Below are 16692 nucleotides of genomic sequence, written 5' to 3'. Positions count from 1 at the left end.
TCGCCTACTGATTTGAGAACAGCACGCAACAATGTGGGAGCGAGCCTGCTCGCGAAGGGGCCGGATCATTCAACGACAGTGTTGACTGACCAACCGCTTTCGCGAGCAGGCTCGCTCCCACGGGTTGGCGCTTTAGTGCAGTTTCAGACGCGGCTCGGTGCCACGACCAATCTTGCTGCCCAGCATCAGCATCGCCGTGCGGAACGGGCCGTACAGTGCCATCTGGTGCATGCGGTACAGCGACACATAGAACATCCGCGCCAGCCAGCCCTCGAGCATCACGCTGCCGGTCAGGTTACCCATCAAGTTACCCACAGCAGAAAAACGCGACAGCGAAATCAGCGAGCCGTAGTCGGTGTATTTGTACTCCGGCAGGGTCTTGCCTTCGATGCGCAGTTTCAGCGACTTGGCCAGCAATGAGGCTTGTTGATGCGCCGCTTGTGCACGCGGCGGCACGTTGCGATCAGTGCCCGGTTGCGGGCAGGCTGCGCAGTCACCGAAGGCGAAGATGTTTTCGTCGCGAGTGGTTTGCAGAGTCGGCAGCACTTGCAGCTGATTGATACGGTTGGTTTCCAGACCGTCGATGTCCTTGAGGAAACCCGGTGCGCGAATGCCGGCAGCCCAGACTTTCAGGCTGGCCTTGATCTCGTTGCCATCGGCGGTGATCAGGCTGTCCGCAGTCACTTCGCTGACTGCTGCGTTGGTCATCACATTGACCCCGAGCTTCTCCAGGGTCTTGTGCACCGGCCCGCTGATGCGTTCCGGCAGGGCAGGCAGCACCCGTGGGCCGGCTTCGATCAGCGTGATGTGCATGTTTTCCGGTTTGATCCGGTCCAGACCATACGCGGCCAATTCATGGGCGGCGTTGTGCAGTTCGGCTGCCAGTTCGACGCCGGTGGCGCCAGCGCCGACGATGGCCACGCTGATCTGCTCGACCACGTCGGTCTGCCCGGCGTGGGCGCGCAGATAATGATTGAGCAATTGCTGGTGGAAGCGCTCGGCCTGTTTGCGCGTATCGAGGAACAGACAATGCTGCGCTGCGCCCTGGGTGCCGAAATCGTTGGTGGTACTGCCGACGCTGATCACCAGCGAGTCATAAGCCACTTCACGCGCCGGCACCAGCTCGACGCCGTTTTCGTCGTAGGTTGCGGCCAGCTGGATTTTCTTCTGCGCGCGATCGAGCCCGCTCATGCGCCCGAGCTGGAACTCGAAGTGGTTCCATTTCGCCTGGGCGACATAGTTGAGTTCGTCTTCGGAAGAGTTCAGGGAGCCGGCGGCCACTTCGTGCAGCAGCGGCTTCCAGATATGGGTCAGGTTCGCGTCGACCAGCATGACGCTGGCCGTGCCGCGCTTGCCCAGAGTCTTACCCAGACGGGTAGCCAACTCCAGACCGCCGGCGCCGCCGCCGACAATGACAATACGATGGGACATAGGGATTACTCGCAAGGTTTTTAAAGGAAATCTTTTTCGCAGTTACCCAAGCGAGCGCCAGGCAGCTCATAGCGTCAGATAACTGATAAATCGGCTCAACAGGCCTAGACCGATGGTCACTGCCAATACCAGCACCAGGAGCATCCATGGCCGGAAAGGCCGGCGCTCGACACGGTGTTGGGACAGTTGCAGGTACTCTTCGACATGCTTTTGGTCTTCGGGGTTCAGGCGGCTGGTCATATTTGCCTCGTCAGGTAGACGTTACTGAATGAGCACAGGCTACAGCGGTTTTCAGCCCGGGTTGAACGCAGCGTAGCCGCTGTCCGGAACCGGTTCGACGGACACGCTATCGTCGATACGAATGATGCCGCTTTGTAACACCCGGGCGGTGATCCCGCCATGCCCGCGCACGGCCTGGAAAGTGCCCGGGCCCAGATTGTTCTGCAAACGTGCGCAGGGCTGACACCAGCCAGTGGTTTCGAGTATCGCTTGCCCGATGCGAAAGCGCCGCCCCTTCAGGCTAAACAAATTGATTCCGCTTATAACGAGATTGCGCCGCAGATCTTCAGGCCGGATCGGCTGGTCATCGGGACGGCCCATCAAGGCGTTGATCACCGCCAGGTGCTCCCACTGAATCAGCGTCACCTGCCGCGCATTGCGAATGCCCGGACGGGCGTGGTCGCCGGTAAGCCCGGCTTCCAGCCGCGCTTCGACCGCGTCGAGCTCGAGCATCGGCCCACGGGATTCTGGACGCACACCGATCCAGCGCACACTGCCCGTTTGCGGAACCTCGGCGATCAACTGCTGCAGCGGCGTCACAGGCTGATGCCCACGTCGAACACAATGCTGCGGCCGAGGTTGCTGCGCAGAAAGTCCGGTGCGTCGGGGTGGGCGAACAGCACGCGGGCGAATGTCGGGCCGACCAGCGACAGCGAGCGCCAGCCCTGACGCAGATATTCGGTCGGTGGCGGGAAATGACTGTTGAGATCCAGCACTTCGCGCTTGAGGCTGGCGAAGGCGATGATGTCCAGCTCACCCAGATCCATGCCGCGTTCCTTATAGTTGTGCGCCTTCTTGCGCAGGGTCGGCGCCAGGCGCAGGAGAAATTCATTGGCCGGGATGCGTTTTGGCTTGGCTTCGCGGCGCACCAGTTGGCTCAGGGAAAACGCGCTGCGCCGACGCTGCAATTCGTCGCGCCACTCGTCATTGAGACGCCGGCCTTCATCGAGGACGAAAAAAACCTCGAAATTGGCATCGCGGAACAACACGTCCGGCGGCTCACCGGCCGGGGCGAACTCGTCGGCGCGGTAGGGGATGTTCAAACCTTGCAGCAGGCGCTGGCAGACCCAACGCTCACGCTCCCATTTGCGGGCATTGGACAGGAACGCATTGGCCTGCTCGGCCGCGATGGTCAGCAGGCGTAAATAATCTGAATCATCCATAAGCCCAAGCTTAGCGTCCAAATGCGACAAGCAGATAGCTTTGCATCGGCCCAGATATGAAGGTCGTGCGATTGCGTCCTTGTAGGAGCTGCCGAAGGCTGCGATCTTTTGCTTTTATAAACAAGATCAAAAGATCGCAGCCTTCGGCAGCTCCTACAAAAAAGCGTGTCGAGTAGCAGGTGAGGGAATCATGATCGGTGCCGAACTGCTTTCAACGGCAAGCCTGACGCTCGGCTGGCTGATTTATCTGCCGGTGCTGCTCTGGGCGGTCATGCGTGCGTCATGGGTCGAGCTGTTCAGCGACAGTCGCCGGCAGCACTTGCTGTTCGGCACGGTGTTCGCGCTGTTTCTGCTGTGGCTGGTGCGCAGGGATTTCGACACTGGCGTGTCTTATCACTTCATCGGCATGACGGCGGTGACGCTGCTGCTCGATTGGCCGCTGGCGATCGTCGGCGGGCTGGTTGCGCAGATGGGGCTGGTGCTGCTGGGGCGTCAGGACCTGGCTGCGGTGGGCGTCAATGGCGCGTTGCTGATTCTGCTGCCAGTGCTGATCACCGAATGCGTGGCGATTCTGGTCGAGCGTGCGCAGCCACGAAATCCGTTCGTTTACATCTTCTGTTCCGGTTTCTTCGCCGCTGCGTTGTCAGGCCTGTCGTGCCTGATCCTCAGCCTGACACTGCTGTGGTACGACGGCCTCTTCGCCATGCCGGAATGGCTGGAGGATTTCGTCGGTTACTTGTGGCTGCTGCTGTTTCCCGAGGCCTTTATCAACGGCATGGTCGTCAGTGCGTTGGTGGTGTTCTGCCCGGAATGGCTGGAGACCTTCAACCGCACCCGCTACCTGTCGGCGCCGTGGAAGGACGACGATCCGAAGTCCTGATCCACTCCGAAGCGCCATCCCCGTGCGGGTTTTATGCAACCTGATCGGCGATCAGTGACGCGGATCGAAATCGCCGGAAAACAGCTCGTCTTCGGCATCCGGGGCGACCGGAATCTTGTGCTCTTCCGAGGCCCAGGCGCCAAGGTCGATCAGTTTGCAGCGATCAGAGCAAAACGGACGGAATTTGTTCGCCGGGGTGAATTCGACGGGGGCGCCGCAGGTCGGGCATTCAACGGTTGGAATCTGGCTCATGCTTGGCCTCCGGATAAAGTCAGGTAAAAGTGATGCAGACGCTCGACTTCGCTGTGCAGCCAGGCGAGGTCGCGGTCGTTGACGATGACATCGTCGGCACGGCTCACGCGATCTTCACGGCTCAATTGCGCCTTGAGGATCGCCTGCACTTGTTGTTCGCTGGTCTGGTCACGCTGCAAGGTGCGTTCGATCTGCAGTTGTTGCGGCGCATCGATGACCAGGATGCGCTGGGTCATCGCGTATTGCCCGGACTCGATCAGCAATGGTGAAACCAGAATCGCGTAAGGCGATTTTGCCTGCGCCAGATGATGAGCGATTTCCTCGCCGATCAACGGATGCAGCAGCGCTTCGAGCCAACGCCGCTGTTCAGGGTCTTCAAAAATCAGTTTGCGCAGGGCGGCACGATCCAGCGTGCCGTCGGCCTGCAACACGCCGGAGCCGAAGTGCTCGGCGATTTTCGCCAGCGCCGGACGCCCCGGCTCGACTACCCATCGCGCCGCATGATCGGCATCCACCACATGCACACCGAGATCGATGAAGTGCTGCGCCGCCGCACTTTTGCCGCTGCCGATGCCGCCGGTCAGGCCGAGAATCCAGGGTTTTTCCACAGGGGTATTCATTTCAAACCGACAGACTGCCAATAGAAGTCGGTTATTTGACCACCCCAGAGCAAGGCAATCCAGCCGGCAATTGCCAGAAAGGGTCCGAAGGGGATCGGTGTAGAGCTTTCCTGAGCGCGCAGGCGCAGCATGACCACGCCCAAAATCGCCCCCACCAACGATGACAACAGAATCGTAAGCGGCAGAATCTGCCAGCCACCCCATGCGCCGAGCAAGGCCAGCAGCTTGAAATCGCCATGACCAATGCCGTCCTTGCCGGTGAGCAGTTTGAACAGCCAGAACACCGACCACAGCGCCAGATAACCCGCGACCGCGCCCCACAACGCATCGGGCAACGCCACGAACACGCCGAAGCTGTTGACGATCAGCCCCAACCACAGCAACGGCAGCACCAGCACATCGGGCAGCAGCTGATGCTCGCAGTCGATCAGACTCATCGCCAGCAGGCCCCACGTCAGCAAGATCAGCAACCCCGCCGGCCAGCCGAAGCCCAGATGCCAGGCGATGAAAGCCGAGAGCAGGCCGCAGCCCAGTTCGGTCAGCGGGTAACGTTTGCTGATCGGCGTCGCGCAGGCCGAGCAGCGCCCGCGCAGGCACAGATAACTGAGAAGCGGAATGTTTTCCCAAGGGCGGATCCGATGTCCGCAATGCGGGCACGCGGAGTGCGGCAGCATCAGGTTGTAGGTCGGCACGGGCGTTACGGTGGGCAGGCCGAGCACATCATGGGCTTGCTGGCGCCAGTCGCGCTCGAGCATCTTCGGCAGGCGCCAGACCACAACATTGAGGAAGCTGCCGACCACCAGCCCGAGCAGCAGCGCGGTGACCACAAAGGCCAACGGATACACGGTAAACAGTTCGTCGATAGGCATGTCAGATCGCTGAGCCGAGCTGGAAGATCGGCAGGTACATGGCCACCACCAGTCCACCGACGATGACCCCCAGCACCACCATGATGAATGGCTCCATCAGGCTGGTGAGGTTGTCGACCATGTTATCGACTTCCGCTTCATAAAAACCGGCTACTTTATCGAGCATGTCATCCAGCGCTCCGGATTCCTCGCCAATGGCGGTCATCTGCACGGCCATGTTCGGAAACACACCGGTGCTGCGCATCGAGAAATTCAGCTGCATACCGGTCGAGACGTCCTGCCGAACTCGCAACACCGCGCGCTTGAACACCACATTGCCAGTGGCGCCGGCCACCGAATCCAGCGCTTCCACCAAAGGCACACCGGCCGCAAAAGTGGTCGACAGGGTGCGGGCAAAACGTGCGACGGCGGACTTGTACATCAAGGTGCCCACCAGCGGCAGTTTCAGCAGCCAGGCATCGCGACGGTCACGCAGGGCCTGCGATGTCTTCAACGCGTGGCGAGTGCCGAAAAACGCTGCCACCAGTGCAAGAAGAATCGCCCACCACCACTGCTGCATGAACTCCGACAGGCTGATGATCATCAGCGTAAAGCCGGGCAATTCGACGCCGAAGCCGGAAAACACCGACTGGAACTGCGGCACCACTTTGACCAGCAGAATGCCGGTCACCACTGCCGCCACCAGTACCACAGCGGTGGGGTAGGTCATGGCTTTCTTGATCTTGGCCTTGAGCGCTTCGCTTTTTTCCTTATAGGTCGCCACACGTTCAAGCAAGGTGTCGAGGGCGCCGGACTGTTCGCCGGCGTCGACCAGGTTGCAGTACAACTCGTCGAAGTATTGAGGCTTCTTGCGCAGGGCCGTGGCGAAGCTGTTGCCGGCGGCGACCTCCTGTTTGACCTCGTCGACCAGTTTGCGCATGGCCGGGTTTTCGAAGCCTTCACCGATGATGTCGAACGACTGCAACAGCGGCACACCGGCCTTCATCATCGTCGCCATCTGCCGGGTAAACAGGGCGATGTCCTGCGGTTTGATGCGTTTGCCCAAGGTCAGCAGGGATGCGGATTTCTTGCGCACCTTGCCCGGGTTGATCCCCTGTTTGCGCAGCTGCGCCTTGATCAGTGCGGGATTCTGCCCGCTCAACTCGCCCGTGACCTTGCTGCCTTTGCGGTCGGTGCCTTCCCAGGCGTAAACGCTGACTTTCGCTGCCTTGACCGCCATGTTCAATCCTTGGTGACCCGGTTGATTTCCTCAAGGCTGGTGATGCCTTGCATGGCCTTGTGCAGCCCGGAGGTGCGCAGATCGGCGAAACCGTCGCGACGCATCTGGATGTCGATTTCCAGCGAATTGCCCTCGGCCATGATCAACCGTTGCAGGTCCGGTGTGTTCTTTACCACTTCATAAATCCCCACGCGTCCTTTGTAACCGCCGTTGCAGTGATCGCAACCGACCGGCTCGTAGATCGTGAAATGGCCGATGCGTTCCTCGGGGAAGCCTTCCTTGAGCAAGGTTTCATGAGGGATTTCCAGCGGCCGCTTGCAATGCGCGCACAACTTGCGCGCCAGACGCTGGGCGATGATCAGGCTGACCGAAGTGGCAATGTTGAAACCGGGAATGCCCATGTTGTGCAGGCGCGTGAGGGTTTCCGCCGCGCTGTTGGTGTGCAGGGTCGACAGCACCAGGTGGCCGGTCTGCGCGGCCTTGATCGCGATCTCGGCGGTTTCCAGATCGCGGATCTCGCCGACCATGATTACGTCCGGGTCCTGACGCAGGAACGAACGCAGCGCTTGGGCAAAGTCCAGCCCTTGGCGGGGATTGACGTTGACCTGGTTGATGCCTTCCATGTTGATTTCGACCGGGTCTTCGGCGGTGGAAATATTGATGTCGACGGTGTTGAGGATGTTCAGCCCGGTGTACAGCGACACGGTTTTGCCGGAGCCGGTGGGGCCGGTGACCAGAATCATCCCTTGCGGCTGTTTCAGCGCGGCGAGGTACAAGGCCTTTTGTTCGGCCTCATAACCCAAAGCGTCGATGCCCATTTGCGCACTGGACGGGTCGAGAATCCGGATCACCACTTTTTCGCCCCACAGGGTCGGCAGGGTGTTGACGCGAAAATCGATGGATTTGCTTTTAGACAGCCGCATCTTGATGCGCCCGTCCTGGGGTTTGCGCCGTTCCGAAATATCCAGACTGGCCATCACCTTCAAGCGCGCGGCAATACGCCCGGCCAATTGGATTGGCGGTTTGGCCACCTCGCGCAGCATGCCGTCGGTGCGCATGCGCACCCGATAGTTTTTTTCGTAGGGTTCGAAGTGCAGGTCGGAAGAGCCGCTCTTGATCGCATCGAGCAGCATTTTGTGGACGAAGCGCACAACCGGGGCGTCGTCGGCATCGAGGCCGCCGATCACGTCCTGTTTGTTGTCATCAATGGACTCGACGTCGAGGCCATCGAGATCGACATCGGCCATTTCCTCCAGGCCCGAAGCATGGCTGTCGAAGAACTTGTCGATGGCGTCGCTGAGCTTGTCGTCCTCGACCAGAATCGCTTCGGTGCTCAGGCCGGTGCTGAACTGGATGTCGCTGATCGCCTGCTGATTGCTCGGGTCGGAAAGGCCCACGAACAATTTGTTGCCGCGCCGCCACAAGGGCAGCGCGCAGTGCTGACGAACCAGTTTTTCACTGACCAGGCCCTTGGGCTGAGTCTCTTTGTCGAGGCAATGCAGATCGAGCAGGGCCATGCCGAAATGTTCCGAGGCGATCTCGGCAATTTGCCGGCTATTGACCAGTTTGTTGTGCACCAGGTAATTGACCAGCGACACGCGATTGCGCTGGGCCTGCGCCCAGGATTGCCGGGCACTTGTTTCCGTGAGCAGTTCGGCCTGGACCAATTGCTTGGCCAGACCGCTCAGAGCGATGTCATTCATGGGGATTCCGCACGCTTGCCGTTCATGACTTATAGCCTAGTCAAGTGACAGCGCCAAACACGGCCGGTGCAGGTGACAAAAAGTGTCAGATAGTGCGGTTGCGGGTTGTAGGAAACGGCGCAGGCGATTGCGCGCGCCCAGTAGGCGGGGCCTGAAAGGCGTTGGCATGGGCTGTGCTGAGCCATATCCAGATCATGAGATTTCGACTCATGCATGGAGCGTGTCTATGAAAAAACAACAAGGTTTCACATTGATCGAGCTGCTGATCGTCGTGGCGATCATCGGCATTCTGGCGACTATTGCCCTGCCGCAGTATTCGAAGTATCAGGCGCGGTCGAAGGTGACGGCGGGGTTGGCGGAGATTAGTGCATTGAAAGTGCCATTCGAGGACACGATCAATCAAGGCACAGCTCCAACCTTGGCCAACGTTGCCAATGGTGCGACTACTACTTCCAACTGTACGTTGGCGGTTACAGGCACAGCGGCGACTGGCGAAGGTACGCTTACCTGTACCCTGCTCAATGCACCGGGCCCGGTGTTAGGTAAAACCATTACGCTTTCTCGTTCCGGGGCGGCGACGGGGAATACCTCCGGTGTATGGACGTGTGCGACGACGGTCAACGCCGATTACTCGCCTCGGGGTTGCACGGCCAGCGGTACGTAAGGCTGAATCGAGCGAACGAAGAATGCCCCGCACTGCGGGGCATTTTCATATCCCGACCACTTAACAAAAGCTCCAATAATTTCAGCAGCTTATGAACTTTCCAGAAAACCGCAACTTGCATGCGAAGATTTGGCCAGTCATGCATTTTGCATGAAAACGAAAATTACCGTTTTTTATAACTCATTGTTTTCAAAGGGTTTTATGTGTCGGAAAAAGTTGGCACAGCGTTCGCAATATCTCCGGTAACCCTGCTGACAAGCGTTACAGCAGACTTCCAGTAAAAACAGGAGTTACTCGTATGAAGAAGTTCGCTATCACTGCCGCTGCTACCGCTCTGACCCTGACCATGGCTGGTGGCGCTTTCGCCCAGTCCGCTCAGGCTACCCAGGCGCCAATGGTTCTGGCTGCCGGTGAAGTTACCGAAATGAAACAAGATACCAGCGACACCTGGATCACCACCAAGGTCAAAGCTGACCTGGTTACCGAAAAAGGCATTCCAGGCACCGACATCAAAGTCGAAACCAACAAGGGTGTAGTTTCCCTGTCGTCGACCACTGCGGTAACCGAGTCGCAGAAAGAAGTCGCCGTTGGCATTGCCAAGAAAATCAAAGGCGTTAAAGCGGTCTCCGCTGACGGCCTGAAAGCCGAGTAAGGCAAGACTTCTCGCCTGAACCGGGAGAAGACGCGACAGACGGGCCGAGCAATACGTCTGCCGCAACTTTAGAGTTCATGCGAACGGTCACACGGATGTGACCATTACAGGCCCCGGCACTTGTGTCGGGGCCTGTTCTATTTGGAGAATCAAAAGATCGCAGCCTTCGGCAGCTCCTACAGGGAAATGCATTCCAAATGTAGGAGCTGCCGAAGGCTGCGATCTTTTGCTCTTCTCAGTTACCGCGTTTGCTGTTGATCTGCCGCAGGCGATTGCCTTCGAAGCGCAGGTATTGATACATGCCGTTGTTCGGGCCGTAGGTCCATTCCTCGACCTGAAACTCTTCGCGGCGATTGGCACTGCGCTTGTAGCCGAGCACGTCGCGACTGACCGGCTCGCCGCATTTTTGCAGCACTTCGCTGGCGCGGTCGCCGAGGCTGATCAACTGGCTGCCGCAGCGCAATGTATCCGACGCCGACGCGTGGCCGGCGGCGCACGTCAGCGCGAGCACAGCCAGCCAGTCACGCACGGTCATTCTGCATCCAGGTGCATTTGCGTGACCACGCGGCCATCGCTTTCGGCCTCGCCGAGGTTGGCGTCGATGAAGTACACGCGGTCATCTTCGAGCTTGCCCTTGTCGACCAGGTAATCCTTGATGGTGCTGGCGCGATCCTGGCCCAACTGTCGCAACAGCACCTCGCTGCCACTCCAGAATGCGATCACGCCCTGGCGCATTTTCGCCGTGCGCTCTTCCTTGCCCAGATCTTTCCATTCTGCCGGTGGCTGGGTTTTCAGGCGTGTGCGGTAGATGCCTTCGAGCAACGCGCCTTTCTCGCTTTCGGGCACTTGCAGCAGCGACGCCTGGGCCGGGACTTTGTCGCCACGGCGCTGGAGCATCTTGTAGTAGTTGTACTGATATTCGCGTTCCAGACGTTGCTCGGCCAGCAGGGGCCCATCGCTGCTCTTCGCGGCAGTGCCTTCAATTTCAAGGCGCAGCGCCGGGCGTTCCTTGAGCGCTTGCGACAGTTTCACCAGCGCCGCTTCGGCGTCTTTGCTCAGATCGCTGGAGCCCGGCGCGAAGGACACCGTGCCGAGGTCTTCGGAGCCGCCACCACTGACCAGCCCGCCGATCATCTTGAACGGTGCGGCGGCGGCTTTGACGATCAGATTGCGCAGGGTCTGCCAGACGATCGGCATGACGCTGAACTGTGGATTATTCAGGTCGCCGGTCACCGGCAATTCGATGGAGATCTTGCCGTCGACATCCTTGAGCAGGGCGATCGCCAGCTTCAGCGGCAGACTCACTGCATCGGGGCTGTCGACCTTTTCGCCCAGTTGCAGTTGCTCGACGACGACCTTGTTTTCGGCTTTCAATTGGCCCTTGGTAATCAGGTAGTGCAGGTCAAGATTCAGCCGGCCCTTGCGGATGCGGTAGCCGGCGAATTTGCCGGAGTAGGGCGTCAGAGTGGTCAGCTCGACGCGCTTGAAACTGGTGGCGATGTCGAGGCTGGCCATCGGGTCGAACGGATTGACCGCACCCTTGATGGTCACCGGCGCATAGCGGTCGACCTTGCCTTTGATGTCAACGCTGGCCGGTTTTGCCTGACGGCTGTCGATGGTGCCGATCTGGCCGTTGAGCTGTTGCACGGCGGTGGCGAAGTTGGGTGTCAGACTGAAGTCGGCGAAGTTGGCCGAGCCGTCGTTGATCGCAATCGCGCCGATGTGAATGCCCAGTGGTTTGTCCTTGCCGGCCGGTTTGGCTGCGTTGCTTTTTGCTCCGCTGTCGGCCGGTTGTGGGATCAGCAGGTCGTCGACGTTGGTGGTGCGATCGTCATTGATCATGAAGCGCACATACGGCTGCAACAGGTTGACCTTGTCGATCGACAGGCTGTCGCCGTGCTGATAATTGATGCCGTCGACCACCACTTGCTGCCATTTGAGGAAGTCGCGGGTCTTGAGCGTATCGAGGGTGTGCAGTTGATCGATCTGCGCGCGGCCGGTGACGCTGAGGGCCAGTGGCTCGGTGCTCTTCAGGTTGACCTTGAGATCACTGCCGAGCATGCCGCTGCGCAGCTCCAGGCGAATGAACGGGTTGATGTAGGACTGCGCGACACGCAGGTCGACGTCCTGGGTTTTCACGTTGAGCTGGGCGTTGACCGGGGCCAGGTTGACCGTGCCGTCGGCGCTGATCTTGCCTTGCTTGCCGAGGCCGCTGTCGAGCTTGAGCTTGAAAGGCGAGCCGTTGAGGCTGTCGAAATCCTGCAGATCGACGTTCAGCGGGGTGATGTCCAGCGCCACCGCCGGTTGCGCCGAGCGGTCGGCGAGATGGACCGTGTAGTTGCGCAGTTGCACATCCTTGACCAGCACCTGCCATGGCTTGCTCGGTGCGCTTGGTTCAGGTTTCGGCGAGTCGGCAGCAGCAGGTGTTCCCGCCGGTTCGGCAGCGGCTTTGGCAGCCGGTTTCGACGGTTGGCTGGCGAACAGTTTCTGCCAGTCCAGTTGGCCGTCGGCTTCCAGCGCCGCCCAGGTTTCCAGCTTGTTGCTGCGGATCTTGCCGACCACCACCTGTTGCTTGGCCAGGTCCAGCGAGGTTTCGCTGACGTCGAGACGTTCGAGCCTGGCCAGTGGGCGCCCATCCGGGGCCTTGATGGCGAATGGCGCAATGCTCACCGCGACGTTGTTCAGCAGCAGTTCGGTCTGTTTCGACAGGTTGAGTTTGTACTCGGTGCTGAGGCTGACCACGCCGTTTTCCAGCACCAGCGGCACGGCGTCACGCACGTAAGGCCAGAAGGATTTCATCTGGCCATCGGTGACTTTCAGGGTGCCTTCAGAGGTGAACGGGATCAGGCTGAAATTGCCGGTCCAGTCGATCCGCCCGCCAGCGGGGCCGATGGCGACGAGGGTCATGTCGGCGCTGTCCTCAGGCAATGTGCTGAGGTTTTTCAGCTCGAAACTGAGGTCGTCGTAAAGAAATTCGATCGGCTCACTGGGACGCATATCCTGGAAATGCACCACGCCCCCGGCCAGTTTGATGTTGTCGATGCGCAGCGGAAACGGCTTGGCGTCGGGATCGGCGGGTGTCGGCTCGCTCGGCGGCACGTTGAACAGGCCCAGCAGGTTGAGCTTGCCGTCCTTGGCGAAGAGAATTTCGCTTTTGGGTTTGTCCAGTTCGATGTCGGACAGATGCAGGGCTTTGGTCCACAGGCTATCGATCTGCAGGTTGGCATAGAGGCGATCGAAGCCGACCTGCTCCTTGCCCGGCTCGCCGATGACCAGGCCCCACAGGGTGACCTCAAGGCTGAACGGGTTCAGTTCGATGCGCTGCAGATGCGCCGGCACCGTCGCATAGTTCGCCAGTTGCTGGTTGGCCACGCGCAAGGCAATGCCCGGCAGGATCAGAAACCCCAGCAGGCTGTAGAGGGCCAGGGCTGTCAGCAGTGCGCCAATCGCGCGAATCAATCCTTTGGGCATGTGCGGCTTCATCTGTCTGAATCGGAGTGCCTTGGAGTATGGCACGCGATTCTGGTTCCGAAGTGCTTGATGTGGGACAGGATTGTTCAGAAATTTCTGTAGGAACAGATCTCCCTTGTGGGAGCGAGCCTGCTCGCGAATGCGGTGGTTCAGTGAAAAACAAGTCGACTGACACTGCGCTTTCGCGAGCAGGCTCGCTCCCACAGGGGAATGTAATCGCTCATGCCTGAGGGATCACAGCTGCAAGATCAGCGTCTTCAACGGTGGTTGCTGGTCCTGGGAAGGGAAGTCGGCGCCCGGGGTCATCACGCTCCATTCGCGTACCGGGCGGCCGGCTTTTTCGGCGCAGCGCAGCACTTGTTCGCGCCAGTCGTCCATGCTGACTTTCGCCAGGTTGTTACAGCAGATCAGCACGCCGTCATCGGCGGTGGTCAGCAGCGCGGGTTTGAGCAGGCTCTGATAATCGCGCAGCAGATCGACGGTGCCGAACGCACTTTTGGCCCACGCCGGCGGGTCGAGCAGCACCAGATCGTATTGGCGTTGTTCGAGGCGCTGATAGCTTGGCAGCTTCTGCCCGCGCCGCTGGCTGATCGGCAGGCCGGCGAGTTCGCGGATCGCCGGAAAGTAATCGGACTGAATGAATTGCATCGGCGGCAGCTGCGGGTTGAGCAAACCATTCTCCCGACCGACCGCCAGATTGCCCTCGGCAAAGTCCAGGTTGCACACCTCGCGCGCACCGCCCGCCGCTGCACTGAGGCCAACGCCACAGGTGTAGGCGAACAGGTTGAGCACGCTTTTGCCTTGCGCGTGGTCCTTGACCCAGCCACGGGTGTTGCGCAGGTCGAGGAACAGCAGCGGATCCTGCCCGGCATGACGCCCGCGCACTCGATAGTTCAGACCCCATTCATGCCCGACCAGATCGGCCAGTGCAGCGTCATCGGCTTTATAGACGCTGTCTTCGCGATCGATCCGCGAGTTGCCACGGGAACGGTCGTTGTAGACCAGCAGGCTGTCGAAGCCCAGCGTCTGGTTGACCATGGCATGCAGTTGCAGCAGGTCGTCACGTTCGAGCGTCTGGTGAAAACTCTGTACCAGCAATTGCGGACCGTAGCGGTCGATGGTCAGGCCGCCGGCGCCTTCCTGGCTGCCGTGGAACAGCCGATAGCAATCGGTGCCCTGGCTGTGCAGCACAGCGAGCAGGTCCTGGCGTTGATCGAGGGCGGCGCGCAGCGCCTGATTCAAGGAAGACATGCGGGCGCCTTGCTGAAAAAAACGCGAAGCTTAGCAGTCGCGGAGCTACAAGCGGCAAGTTTCTAGCTGCAAGCGAAAAGCGAAAAGCTGCGCGGACCGCTTTAGCTTGCAGCTTGTAGCTAGAAACTTGCAGCTCTCAAGTATTGAGCCGTTTATCAACGAGGTCTTGTACGACGCTTGGATCAGCCAGGGTGGAAGTATCGCCGAGACTGTCGAGCTCATTGCAGGCAATCTTGCGCAAAATCCGCCGCATGATCTTGCCCGAGCGGGTCTTTGGCAGCGCCGGCGCCCACTGGATCAGGTCCGGTTTGGCGAAGCTGCCGATTTCCTTGCTGACATGCGCCAGCAGGCCTTTCTTCAGCTCTTCGTTGGCCTCGGTGCCGTTCATTGGCGTGACGAACGCGTAGATGCCCTGGCCTTTGACGTCGTGGGGATAACCGACCACGGCGGCCTCGGCGATGCTGTCGTGCAGCACCAGGGCGCTTTCCACTTCGGCGGTGCCGATGCGGTGGCCGGAGACGTTGATCACATCATCGATGCGTCCGGTGATCCAGTAATCGCCGTCCTCGTCACGTCGGGCGCCGTCGCCGGTGAAGTAATAGCCGGGGTAGGGTTTGAAGTAGGTGTCGATCATCCGCTGCGGATCGCCGTAGACACTGCGGATCTGCGCCGGCCAGCTCGATTTGATCGCCAGCACGCCGCTGCCGGCGCCTTTGATTTCCTTGCCGACTTCGTCGAGCAATACCGGTTGCACGCCGAACATCGGTTGCGTCGCGCAGCCCGGTTTGATCCGTTGCGCGCTGACCAGCGGGCTGAGCATGATGCCGCCGGTTTCGGTCTGCCACCAGGTGTCGACGATCGGGCAGCGCTGTTCACCGACGGCATTGAAATACCATTCCCACGCTTCCGGGTTGATCGGCTCACCGACGCTGCCGAGCAATCTGAGGCTGGCGCGCGAAGTTTCCTTCAATGGTCCGGCGCCTTCGCGCATCAACGCGCGCAGGGCGGTGGGTGCGGTGTAGAAAATGTTGACCTTGTGCTTGTCGATGACCTGCCAGAAGCGCGAACTGCTCGGGTAGCTCGGCACGCCTTCGAACATCAGGGTGGTCGCACCGTTGGCCAGCGGCCCGTAGACGATGTAACTGTGGCCAGTGACCCAGCCGACGTCGGCGGTGCACCAGAATACTTCGCCGTCGCGGTAATCGAGCACGTACTTGAAGGTCATCGCCGCTTGCAGCAGGTAGCCGCCGGTGGTGTGCAGCACGCCTTTGGGTTTGCCGGTGCTGCCGGAGGTGTAGAGGATGAACAGCGGATCTTCGGCGTCCATCGGTTCCGGCGGGCAGTCGTCGTCGACTTCGCGTACGGCCTGGTGATACCAGAGGTCGCGGCCTTCGACCCAGTCGACCTGGCCCTGCGTGCGCTCGACCACCACCACGGTGCTGACGTTCGGGCAACTTTGCAGGGCTTTGTCGACGTTGTTTTTCAGCGGCACGAAGCGGCCGCCGCGCACGCCTTCATCGGCGGTGATCACGGTACGACAGTCGGCGTCGAGAATTCGATCACGCAGGGAATCCGGAGAGAACCCGCCAAACACTACCGAATGGATCGCACCGATTCGCGCGCAGGCGAGCATGGCATAGGCGGCTTCGGGGATCATCGGCATGTAGATGCACACCCGGTCGCCTTTCTTCACGCCACGGCTTTTCAACACGTTGGCCAGGCGGCAGACGTGGTGATGGAGTTTGTTGTAAGTGATCTGCGCCGATTCGGCTGGGTCGTCCCCCTCCCAGAGCAGCGCGGTCTGTTCGCCACGTTGGTCGAGGTGGCGGTCGATGCAGTTGTAGCTGACGTTGAGCTTGCCGCCAGCAAACCAGGCCGCTTCACCGGTTTTCAGGTCATAGCGCTGCACGGTCTGCCACGGCGTGCTCCAGTCGAGAAAGCGCGTGGCCTGCTCGGCCCAGAAGACGCTGGGGTGTTCAATCGATTCGCGGTACAGGCGCCGATACTCGTCCTGGCTCAACTGCGCGGCCTGGCGCACGGCATCGGCTTTGGGGAACGTGCTGATATCGAACATGACGGTTCCTTATTCTTGTGGTGCGACACGAATAAAGATGCGCCGAGCGCTGCACAGGTTCAAGTCATGCGCCAAAACAACTGTGGGAGCGAGCCTGCTCGCGAAGGTGGCGGATCAGTCAACACAGTGTTGAATGACGCACCGATTTCGCGAGCAGGCTCGCT

Annotated in this window: 16 protein-coding genes; 3 read left to right on the top strand and 13 right to left on the bottom strand. The window is 60.0% G+C overall.

Annotated features, from left to right (window positions below; all coding sequences use genetic code 11):
* Positions 1-132: 132 nt before the first annotated feature.
* The 4 genes from AC4IHP_RS20280 to AC4IHP_RS20265 all read right to left on the bottom strand — a co-directional run bounded on the left by AC4IHP_RS20280 (position 133) and on the right by AC4IHP_RS20265 (position 2873).
* Positions 133-1431, bottom strand: a complete 1299-nt coding sequence (locus AC4IHP_RS20280) for an NAD(P)/FAD-dependent oxidoreductase (protein WP_016773144.1) — start codon at positions 1429-1431, stop codon at positions 133-135.
* A gap of 66 nt (positions 1432-1497) precedes the next feature.
* Positions 1498-1671, bottom strand: a complete 174-nt coding sequence (locus AC4IHP_RS20275) for a DUF3094 domain-containing protein (RefSeq protein ID WP_007909875.1) — start codon at positions 1669-1671, stop codon at positions 1498-1500.
* Between the two features lie 51 nt (positions 1672-1722).
* Entirely contained in the window at positions 1723-2250 is a 528-nt protein-coding gene (locus tag AC4IHP_RS20270) for an MOSC domain-containing protein (RefSeq protein WP_490832578.1), read from the bottom strand.
* Complete coding sequence (locus AC4IHP_RS20265) at positions 2247-2873, bottom strand: DUF1780 domain-containing protein (RefSeq protein ID WP_007909887.1); 627 nt, start codon at positions 2871-2873, stop codon at positions 2247-2249. The genes AC4IHP_RS20270 and AC4IHP_RS20265 overlap by 4 nt, the downstream gene beginning before the upstream one ends.
* 190 nt (positions 2874-3063) lie before the next feature.
* On the opposite strand from AC4IHP_RS20265, the gene AC4IHP_RS20260 reads away from it, so the two are divergent.
* A complete protein-coding gene (locus AC4IHP_RS20260; protein ID WP_490832577.1) occupies positions 3064-3753 on the top strand; it encodes an energy-coupling factor ABC transporter permease in 690 nt (229 codons plus the stop codon).
* Between the two features lie 51 nt (positions 3754-3804).
* On the opposite strand, the gene yacG is transcribed toward AC4IHP_RS20260, so the two are convergent.
* The 5 genes from yacG to pilB are packed head-to-tail and all read right to left on the bottom strand — an operon-like array spanning position 3805 to position 8416.
* Positions 3805-4005 carry a DNA gyrase inhibitor YacG gene (gene yacG / locus AC4IHP_RS20255; RefSeq protein ID WP_016773149.1) on the bottom strand — a complete coding sequence of 67 codons (201 nt, stop codon included), beginning with the start codon at positions 4003-4005 and terminating at the stop codon, positions 3805-3807.
* Complete coding sequence (coaE, locus tag AC4IHP_RS20250) at positions 4002-4625, bottom strand: dephospho-CoA kinase (protein WP_490832576.1); 624 nt, start codon at positions 4623-4625, stop codon at positions 4002-4004. Before coaE ends, yacG begins: the two co-directional genes overlap by 4 nt.
* Positions 4622-5494 carry a prepilin peptidase gene (locus AC4IHP_RS20245; RefSeq protein WP_490832575.1) on the bottom strand — a complete coding sequence of 291 codons (873 nt, stop codon included), beginning with the start codon at positions 5492-5494 and terminating at the stop codon, positions 4622-4624. Before AC4IHP_RS20245 ends, coaE begins: the two co-directional genes overlap by 4 nt.
* Before the next feature lies 1 nt (position 5495).
* A complete protein-coding gene (locus tag AC4IHP_RS20240; RefSeq protein ID WP_490832574.1) occupies positions 5496-6713 on the bottom strand; it encodes a type II secretion system F family protein in 1218 nt (405 codons plus the stop codon).
* A 2-nt stretch (positions 6714-6715) separates the two neighbouring features.
* Entirely contained in the window at positions 6716-8416 is a 1701-nt protein-coding gene (gene pilB / locus AC4IHP_RS20235; protein WP_056790439.1) for a type IV-A pilus assembly ATPase PilB, read from the bottom strand.
* A gap of 226 nt (positions 8417-8642) precedes the next feature.
* Between pilB and AC4IHP_RS20230 the strand changes: the two genes are divergently transcribed.
* Both AC4IHP_RS20230 and AC4IHP_RS20225 read left to right on the top strand, forming a co-directional pair.
* On the top strand, positions 8643-9080 hold the full coding sequence (locus tag AC4IHP_RS20230) for a pilin (RefSeq protein ID WP_039761637.1): 438 nt from the start codon (positions 8643-8645) through the stop codon (positions 9078-9080).
* A gap of 298 nt (positions 9081-9378) precedes the next feature.
* Positions 9379-9732: a BON domain-containing protein gene (locus AC4IHP_RS20225; protein ID WP_016773155.1), complete on the top strand. Its 354-nt coding sequence runs from the start codon at positions 9379-9381 to the stop codon at positions 9730-9732.
* Between the two features lie 235 nt (positions 9733-9967).
* Here AC4IHP_RS20225 and AC4IHP_RS20220 read toward each other — a convergent pair whose 3' ends face one another.
* The 4 genes from AC4IHP_RS20220 to acs all read right to left on the bottom strand — a co-directional run bounded on the left by AC4IHP_RS20220 (position 9968) and on the right by acs (position 16528).
* On the bottom strand, positions 9968-10267 hold the full coding sequence (locus AC4IHP_RS20220; protein WP_460121513.1) for a DUF2845 domain-containing protein: 300 nt from the start codon (positions 10265-10267) through the stop codon (positions 9968-9970).
* Positions 10264-13215, bottom strand: coding sequence for a DUF748 domain-containing protein (locus AC4IHP_RS20215; protein ID WP_490832573.1), 2952 nt, complete (start codon positions 13213-13215; stop codon positions 10264-10266). The genes AC4IHP_RS20220 and AC4IHP_RS20215 overlap by 4 nt, the downstream gene beginning before the upstream one ends.
* 222 nt (positions 13216-13437) lie before the next feature.
* Positions 13438-14454 (bottom strand): class I SAM-dependent rRNA methyltransferase, encoded by a 1017-nt coding sequence (locus tag AC4IHP_RS20210; protein ID WP_490832572.1) that lies wholly within the window; start codon positions 14452-14454, stop codon positions 13438-13440.
* Between the two features lie 136 nt (positions 14455-14590).
* Positions 14591-16528 (bottom strand): acetate--CoA ligase, encoded by a 1938-nt coding sequence (acs, locus tag AC4IHP_RS20205; RefSeq protein WP_490832571.1) that lies wholly within the window; start codon positions 16526-16528, stop codon positions 14591-14593.
* Positions 16529-16692 lie beyond the last annotated feature (164 nt).

The organism is Pseudomonas sp. UF-293 (assembly GCF_058245595.1).
The sequence above is the reverse complement of the archived record's forward strand: the minus strand, read 5'-3'. Positions and strand labels throughout refer to the sequence as shown.

What these genes read in the sequence shown, in the direction of transcription:
- pilB (WP_056790439.1), bottom strand. Translation starts at nt 8,416, where the DNA reads ATGAATGACATCGCTCTGAGCGGTCTGGCCAAGCAATTGGTCCAGGCC.
- AC4IHP_RS20215 (WP_490832573.1), bottom strand. Translation starts at nt 13,215, where the DNA reads ATGAAGCCGCACATGCCCAAAGGATTGATTCGCGCGATTGGCGCACTG.
- AC4IHP_RS20240 (WP_490832574.1), bottom strand. Translation starts at nt 6,713, where the DNA reads ATGGCGGTCAAGGCAGCGAAAGTCAGCGTTTACGCCTGGGAAGGCACC.
- AC4IHP_RS20225 (WP_016773155.1), top strand. Translation starts at nt 9,379, where the DNA reads ATGAAGAAGTTCGCTATCACTGCCGCTGCTACCGCTCTGACCCTGACC.
- yacG (WP_016773149.1), bottom strand. Translation starts at nt 4,005, where the DNA reads ATGAGCCAGATTCCAACCGTTGAATGCCCGACCTGCGGCGCCCCCGTC.
- acs (WP_490832571.1), bottom strand. Translation starts at nt 16,528, where the DNA reads ATGTTCGATATCAGCACGTTCCCCAAAGCCGATGCCGTGCGCCAGGCC.
- AC4IHP_RS20220 (WP_460121513.1), bottom strand. Translation starts at nt 10,267, where the DNA reads ATGACCGTGCGTGACTGGCTGGCTGTGCTCGCGCTGACGTGCGCCGCC.
- AC4IHP_RS20275 (WP_007909875.1), bottom strand. Translation starts at nt 1,671, where the DNA reads ATGACCAGCCGCCTGAACCCCGAAGACCAAAAGCATGTCGAAGAGTAC.
- AC4IHP_RS20245 (WP_490832575.1), bottom strand. Translation starts at nt 5,494, where the DNA reads ATGCCTATCGACGAACTGTTTACCGTGTATCCGTTGGCCTTTGTGGTC.
- AC4IHP_RS20280 (WP_016773144.1), bottom strand. Translation starts at nt 1,431, where the DNA reads ATGTCCCATCGTATTGTCATTGTCGGCGGCGGCGCCGGCGGTCTGGAG.
- coaE (WP_490832576.1), bottom strand. Translation starts at nt 4,625, where the DNA reads ATGAATACCCCTGTGGAAAAACCCTGGATTCTCGGCCTGACCGGCGGC.
- AC4IHP_RS20230 (WP_039761637.1), top strand. Translation starts at nt 8,643, where the DNA reads ATGAAAAAACAACAAGGTTTCACATTGATCGAGCTGCTGATCGTCGTG.
- AC4IHP_RS20265 (WP_007909887.1), bottom strand. Translation starts at nt 2,873, where the DNA reads ATGGATGATTCAGATTATTTACGCCTGCTGACCATCGCGGCCGAGCAG.
- AC4IHP_RS20260 (WP_490832577.1), top strand. Translation starts at nt 3,064, where the DNA reads ATGATCGGTGCCGAACTGCTTTCAACGGCAAGCCTGACGCTCGGCTGG.
- AC4IHP_RS20210 (WP_490832572.1), bottom strand. Translation starts at nt 14,454, where the DNA reads ATGTCTTCCTTGAATCAGGCGCTGCGCGCCGCCCTCGATCAACGCCAG.